At 38.9% G+C, this 6937-nt stretch carries 7 protein-coding genes; 3 read left to right on the top strand and 4 right to left on the bottom strand.

All coding sequences use genetic code 11. The features are described 5' to 3' along the window. Nucleotides 1-423: 423 nt before the first annotated feature. The 3 genes from D0463_RS20055 to D0463_RS06070 all read right to left on the bottom strand — a co-directional run bounded on the left by D0463_RS20055 (nt 424) and on the right by D0463_RS06070 (nt 1834). A complete protein-coding gene (locus D0463_RS20055) occupies nt 424-519 on the bottom strand; it encodes a hypothetical protein (RefSeq protein ID WP_301950626.1) in 96 nt (31 codons plus the stop codon). Between the two features lie 309 nt (nt 520-828). Beyond that, nucleotides 829-1020 carry a hypothetical protein gene (locus tag D0463_RS06075; RefSeq protein ID WP_117306236.1) on the bottom strand — a complete coding sequence of 64 codons (192 nt, stop codon included), beginning with the start codon at nt 1018-1020 and terminating at the stop codon, nt 829-831. 142 nt (nt 1021-1162) lie between these two features. Further along, nucleotides 1163-1834, bottom strand: coding sequence for a YdeI/OmpD-associated family protein (locus D0463_RS06070; protein WP_254052726.1), 672 nt, complete (start codon nt 1832-1834; stop codon nt 1163-1165). Nucleotides 1835-2765: 931 nt separating this feature from the next. On the opposite strand from D0463_RS06070, the gene D0463_RS06065 reads away from it, so the two are divergent. The 3 genes from D0463_RS06065 to D0463_RS06055 all read left to right on the top strand — a co-directional run bounded on the left by D0463_RS06065 (nt 2766) and on the right by D0463_RS06055 (nt 5594). Beyond that, a complete protein-coding gene (locus tag D0463_RS06065; protein WP_117306232.1) occupies nt 2766-3965 on the top strand; it encodes a saccharopine dehydrogenase family protein in 1200 nt (399 codons plus the stop codon). A gap of 1 nt (nt 3966) precedes the next feature. Continuing rightward, a complete protein-coding gene (gene nspC / locus D0463_RS06060; protein WP_117306230.1) occupies nt 3967-5094 on the top strand; it encodes a carboxynorspermidine decarboxylase in 1128 nt (375 codons plus the stop codon). Nucleotides 5095-5342: 248 nt separating this feature from the next. Continuing rightward, nucleotides 5343-5594 (top strand): DUF2535 family protein, encoded by a 252-nt coding sequence (locus D0463_RS06055; protein WP_117306228.1) that lies wholly within the window; start codon nt 5343-5345, stop codon nt 5592-5594. Nucleotides 5595-5817: 223 nt separating this feature from the next. On the opposite strand, the gene D0463_RS06045 is transcribed toward D0463_RS06055, so the two are convergent. Further along, on the bottom strand, nt 5818-6867 hold the full coding sequence (locus tag D0463_RS06045) for an LLM class flavin-dependent oxidoreductase (protein ID WP_117306224.1): 1050 nt from the start codon (nt 6865-6867) through the stop codon (nt 5818-5820). Nucleotides 6868-6937 lie beyond the last annotated feature (70 nt).

Below are 6937 nucleotides of genomic sequence, written 5' to 3'. Positions count from 1 at the left end.
AAATGCACCCTATAGAGAGACCTTTTTTCAAAGTGTCTACACTATAGGGTACATTTTATTATGGCATGCCTTTTTTTGCTTTTGTTTTAACTTAGATAGCTATTAAATAAAAAACATGTCAAGGTGTGCTCCCTAGTATAGGCTTTTGGACACCTCTTATTTCAATGATTAAACTACTTATTCTTTTGAATAAGGGTATTTATATTTATGATAATTTTTTAGCATGTTGAATTAGAGGACAAAAAAATGAGACGAGGGATCCAATCTCATCTTTTATTACTTTAGTCGATTTTTCTTCACGAATTCATCAAAATCGCCATCTACGTTCTTTACTATCTGAGCATGGCTGAATTTCTCATATTCTTGACCAGCCAATTTCTCTGCTACTTCCTTTGAAATCTTTCCAGCATTATCTAGAATCTCTCAACCGTTAAACTGAAGGAAAGCATTCAACTTATCTATCCATTCTTTCATGTACATTGGTTGATTGCGTTCAGCCTGGTCTTCGGCATAATCCAGATACCTTTTCTATAGTTTTTTTCTCTATCTAGGAGACGCTTCTTCTAAAGAAGATACTGTATTATGAATAACTATTTCATCTAATTATGTTCTGCACACAAAGTAACCAATTTTTTGGAAATTAAGGAACTTTGTATACCATTAGTTAGACGGTATCCTTTGTTTTACAAAAGTTTTAGAGCTTAATATTTAACGGGACTTCTACTCTCTGCTTCCTCACTATTTATGATAAATTCTTCGTAATGAATCTAAGTGAGTTTTTTATTTTTTCCCCCACATAGACTTAGTTCAAATTAATAAAAAAATGACTTACCCTTTGGGCAAGTCAAGTGCTTGATATGCTAACTGATACTTTCCGCCTTCAGCAACTTCTGAATGGTACAATGCTTTCAGCGCAAAGTTTTTCTCAAGGTCATGTTCTTCCATCAACTCTTTTAAGCGCGTTTGCAGTTTATTATTGTCTTTAACCAACTGTTTCATTTGCGATTTTATGTACTTCATGAGATATTTAACTCCTTTCGGATTCTTAATAAATCCATACCTATCATTAATCATTGTCATTTACAATTAAATGAACATCTCTGTGATTATGCCTTGTGTAAGAAAAAAATTAACCTTCTATCATTTAAAGAGGATTTATATATTATTTATCTCTCCGATATAGATCCCGACTCTTGTAACCCGCACCAAGAATCATTTTCATCTCCTCACGCCGTTTTTCTTTAGTCGCATCTTGTTTTGCACTATAAACATAACGAGCCCAATCTTTACGGTATTCAGGAGTAAGTGATTGATAAAAAGCCAGTAAATCTGGAGTATGCTGTAAATCTTTTTCCACATCTGGAATCCTCTCTATATAATCATCTACGCATTGACTTGCCGCTGTCATAGTTTGATTGCGGTTTCGAGAATCTTCTTTTAGACCTACAACCGTAAAGACTTCGTCTAATCCTACCATTCGTGCAAATTTAATGTTACTTGTCCCCACATAACCATTTTCATCTGCACCCAATCCATCTAATAAATCGTCACGATGAATAAACGTTGGGTATACTTTATTTCCCTTTTTCGGATAAGCCAAAAAGATATAGCCGCTTTTATTTAGATAATTTTTCCGGATAACTTTGTTAACAAGGTCTTTCAAAGCCTCCATATCCAATACAAAAGCAAAAATAAGATCATATGAACGATCGGTTAGTTCTGTATGATAATCTGCTAACTCTGATAAATAATCCGCACCATCTGGTAAATCCAATACTGCTATTTTTTTATATTTTTGTAAGTTTAATTTTTCTACTATTGTTTTAGCCATCATTATCCACCTGTTCATTCATTCTATTGCTTCTTTAGTATACCCTTTTTAGTTAGCAACTTTTTGAGTTTTTGAAAATACAGAAGACTTACGTTCAAATTACTATAATGCAATCTTTTCCGTACCCATTTTCTATTTTACTTTTGATACGGTTCCCCGTCGTGTACTGCATGAGGTTTTGTTAGTATTATCCGGAAAAGAAGGTGTTCCAAAGTTTTTATCTAAAAAAGCTAATAGGCATAGTGTTAATAAAGGACCAATAAGTTAAACTAATGCTTCTACCAATCATTTATATTGCTAGTCGGAGTTTTTGAAATAAATCTAAAACTTGTTGATTGCTATTTTCATTACATGCTGATAATATAAAGGAGCGTTAATTGGAAAGCTAATATTTAATATATTTCGAGTCTTTCCAAGCAGATAATTTTGACCACTTCCTTAAGGAAGTTAAGGCCATACGGACAGCCGGGTCAAATGCCGATTGGCAACTTTAGTTGCCTTATTGATTGAGTTAAAAGCTCAAATTTTATAAGTGGTTACTTTACAACCAGTGCGTAGGCACATCAACTTGTGAAACGGTCAATAAGAGTAGTAAAAGTATTTATTTGCTATATAGACTCTGATCATCATATGATATATTTTGAATATTAAAGAGCTTCCTTCCATAATGTCCTAAGACTGATATGGTAGACGTATATATATGAATCCTTGTCATACATATACTATACTTTTTTAATATTGATGATTATATCTAAAGCAAGTGTTGTGCGCGATTATGCGTTTTGCACTTGCTTTTTTTGTTGTTAAGTATTTTTTAAGGGGTTATGGCACATATCTTTTTGCTAGGGCATCCACAGTTGGAGATGCATCGCTAGTTAGATTGTTATGCATTTCCTCTCTGCTTGCAAAATCTATTTAGTCAGGAGACAAGAGAATGGGGAAAGCACTTATTATTGGGTGTGGCGGGGTAGCATCAGTAGCCATACATAAATGTGTTCAAAACAGTGAGGTATTTGAAGAGATATGTATCGCAAGCCGTACAAAATCAAAATGTGATGACTTAAAAGCCAAACTGGATGGCGGGAAAACGAAAATTACAACGGCACAAGTTGATGCAAATAACGTGGATGAGTTAATCGCTTTAATTGAAGAGGTAAAACCAGATATCGTGATGAACTTAGCTTTGCCATATCAGGATTTAACGATCATGGATGCCTGTCTGGCAACAAAAACAAACTATTTGGATACAGCAAACTATGAGCCGGAAGATACAGCGAAATTTGAATATAAATGGCAATGGGATTACCGCGAACGCTTCAAAGAGGCTGGTATTACAGCTCTTTTAGGCAGCGGCTTTGATCCTGGTGTAACAGGGGTATTTTCTGCCCATGCACTTAAGCATCATTTTGATGAAATTGAATATATCGACATTCTTGACTGTAATGCAGGGGATCATGGCTATCCTTTTGCAACGAATTTCAATCCTGAAATCAATATTCGTGAGGTTTCTGCCAACGGAAGCTACTGGGAAAACGGTGAATGGATCGAGACTGAGCCAATGGAAATCAAACGCGTTTATAACTTCCCTGAAATTGGCGAGAAAGATATGTACTTGCTGCACCACGAAGAAATTGAATCTCTTGCTTTAAACATGCCTGGAATTAAGCGTATCCGTTTCTTCATGACATTTGGCGAAAGTTACCTTACTCACCTGAAAGCCCTTGAAAATGTAGGAATGACTTCCATTGAGCCGATTGAATACGAAGGAAAACAAATCATCCCCTTGCAGTTCTTGAAAGCTGTATTACCAGACCCAGCATCACTTGGACCGCGGACAAAGGGTAAAACCAATATCGGTGTTATTTTCCGTGGCAAAAAAGATGGCAAAGATAAAACGTATTACGTATATAATGTTTGTGATCATGAAGAGTCCTACAGAGAAGTTGGTTCTCAAGCCGTGTCATACACCACCGGCGTACCTGCCATGATTGGTGCCATGATGTTAATGACAGGAAAATGGGATTACAAAGGCGTTTACAACATTGAAGAGTTTGATCCAGACCCATTCATGGAAGCATTGAATAAATGGGGACTACCGTGGAAGGAAAGCTTTGATCCGGAGCTTGTGGACTAAGATGAAATTTGAAGAATTACCAACACCTTGTTATGTAGTTGATGAAGGTCTTCTGGAAAAAAATCTAAAAACCCTGAACGGTGTCATGGAACGTACAGGAGCTAAGATTGTTTTGGCCCAAAAAGCATTTTCCATGACAACAATGTATCCGCTTATTGGAAAGTATTTAAGCGGTACGACAGCAAGCGGTTTGTACGAGGCACGCCTTGGTTATGAGGAAATGGGCAAAGAGAATCATGTCTTTGCCCCTGCTTATCGTGAAGATGAAATCGACGAAATTATCTCCCTTTGCGATCATATTATCTTTAATTCCTTCTCACAGCTGGAAAAATATAAAGATAAAGCTCTTCAGGCCGGCAGGAAAGTAGGCTTGCGCATCAATCCTGAATGCTCCACACAAGTTGGCCATGCCATCTATGATCCATGTTCACCAGGTTCCAGGTTCGGTGTAACCAAAGAGCAATTTCGTCCTGATTTGCTGGAAGGTGTTTCGGGCTTGCATTTTCACACACTTTGCCAGCAAAACTCTGATGACTTAGATACAACTCTTCAGGCAGTTGAAGAAAAGTTTGGGCAATGGCTCCCGCAGATGGAGTGGATCAACTTTGGCGGCGGCCACCACATCACGAGAGAAGATTATAACATCCCATTACTGGAAGATTGCATTAAGAGAATGCAGGATAAATACAGTTTGGAGGTATATCTGGAGCCGGGCGAAGCCATTGCTCTCAATGCAGGGCATTTGATCACGTCTGTCCTTGATCTGCATCAAAACGGTATGGAAATTGCCATTCTTGACACCTCTGCAACCTGCCATATGCCTGATGTATTGGAAATGCCTTATCGTCCCCCTCTCCTTGGATCAGGGGAAGCAGGCGAGAAGCCATTTACTTATCGACTTGGCGGGCAAACCTGCCTTACAGGCGATGTAATCGGAGACTATTCTTTCGATCAGCCATTAACGAGCGGTGATCGATTAGTGTTCGGTGATATGGCGATCTATACAATGGTGAAAAACACCACGTTTAACGGGATGCCATTGCCTGCCATCGCCGTTCAAGGCAAGAATGGAGATTGCCAAATCGTCCGTGAATTCGGCTATCAGGATTTCAAGATGAGACTCGCCTAAATTCATATGGTATGCAGCTATGTAATGGGAAGCATCGCTGAAGCTCCCACACAGAGTACTTTTTATAGAAACCAGATTCAGAAATATGAATCTGGTTTTTTATTACCCTAAATTTAACACTTTCATTTTAGATGACAATTGAGTATATAAAAATAATTATCTAAATTTTTAAATATCTTGTATTTATGCATGTTTTCGGATCATGACAGGGGTATAATCTAAATAAACGGGTAAAAGAGGATGATATTTTGTTATATAAAACGCTGGAGTTCAAAAATGTTATTGGACAGAAGGTAAAAGTCATTGAAATCCCTGTTCTAGAGCTAAATAACCGTTATTATTTTATGATTCAAGTCCGTTTGCAAACCTTTGTTTCATCACTTTACAATAAACCTGAACAAAAATGCTGCTATTCCTTCCATGATTATTTGAAACGAAAAATGAGATGGTCAGATTTTAGTGATTTAGTTAGTATGCGAAAATTTAGCAATAATGCTTAAGAAACATTCAGTCTGGTTCTTCTGCTTTATGTAATTAATTATGGAATTTCTTATTTTATTACTGAAAATGAAATCCAGCAGCATGGGCCGCTGGATTTTTTCAAGTTGATCGGGTCAATAATTCTATAACCCAATTTAAACAGCTTTTCTATAGGTTGCATTGGATTTGTAATAATTAAGGACATTTCCACTGTGAAAGATTGTCCAGTAGCAGGTGATTGTTTTACTGCATGGCTTCCCATTTGACGACTTCTTCTCGAACGATAGGTGCCACTTCTTTCCCCAACAGTTCGATGGCTTTCATCACATCTGCATGTGGCATGGTACCAACCGGTACGTGCAGCATAAACCGTGTGATGCCTACGTTCTTTCGGAGGTGAATGATCTTTTGCGCCACAGTTTCCGAATCCCCCGCATACAGTGCTCCTTCAAAGCTTCGTGCCGCATCGAATGCTACCCGGTCATAATGTCCCCAGCCCCGCTCTCTTCCAAGCACATTCATGACTTGTTGGGTGGGAGGGAAAAATTTATTTACTGCTGTCTCGTCATCCTCGGCAACGAATCCATGTGAATGGGACGCAACCGTTAATTTGGAAATATCATGACCAGCCTGAGCTGCCGCTTGTTTATAAAGCTGAACAAGGGGAGCGAACTGGACTGGACGTCCTCCTATGATGGCCAGAACAAGTGGCAGCCCCAAGAGTCCTGCACGGATGACCGATTCACTGTTACCCCCGCTCCCGATCCATATAGGTAAAGGATCTTGCACCGGACGAGGATACACACCAAGATTGTTAATGGCCGGGCGATGTTTGCCAGACCAGGACACGACTTCGGACTTTTGTAATGTGAGCAGCAAGTCCAGCTTCTCTTCAAAAAGCTCATCATAGTCTTTTAAATCATAGCCAAATAGCGGAAAGGATTCGATGAAAGAACCACGGCCTGCCATGATCTCCGCACGTCCATTCGAAATGCCGTCAAGCGTAGCAAAATCCTGGAACACCCGTACCGGATCTGCAGAGGAAAGTACGGTAACCGCACTCGTCAGCCGAATACGTTTTGTCTGTGATGCCGCGGCAGCCAACACAACGGCTGGAGAGGATGCTGCATAATCCTGACGATGATGCTCTCCTACCCCAAATACATCCAATCCTACTTGATCGGCAAGCACAATTTCCTCAACGACTTCACGCAATCGCTGTGCATGACTGATCACTTCCCGCGTTTTAACATCTGGTGTTGTTTCTACAAACGTGCTGATTCCTATCTCCATTAACAGTCCCTCCTGGATTCGTGATGATTTTGAACGAAGAGTGGATTTTTTATTTCCTTCTTCATACTTA

It is taken from the genome of Bacillus sp. V59.32b (genome assembly GCF_003429085.1).
In the GTDB taxonomy this organism is placed as follows: domain Bacteria; phylum Bacillota; class Bacilli; order Bacillales; family DSM-1321; genus Peribacillus.
The sequence above is the reverse complement of the archived record's forward strand: the minus strand, read 5'-3'. Positions and strand labels throughout refer to the sequence as shown.

Coding starts and splice junctions, on each gene's coding strand:
- D0463_RS06075 (WP_117306236.1), bottom strand. CDS start 1,020: ATGAAGTACATAAAATCGCAAATGAAACAGTTGGTTAAAGACAATAAT.
- D0463_RS06070 (WP_254052726.1), bottom strand. CDS start 1,834: ATGATGGCTAAAACAATAGTAGAAAAATTAAACTTACAAAAATATAAA.
- D0463_RS06065 (WP_117306232.1), top strand. CDS start 2,766: ATGGGGAAAGCACTTATTATTGGGTGTGGCGGGGTAGCATCAGTAGCC.
- nspC (WP_117306230.1), top strand. CDS start 3,967: ATGAAATTTGAAGAATTACCAACACCTTGTTATGTAGTTGATGAAGGT.
- D0463_RS06045 (WP_117306224.1), bottom strand. CDS start 6,867: ATGGAGATAGGAATCAGCACGTTTGTAGAAACAACACCAGATGTTAAA.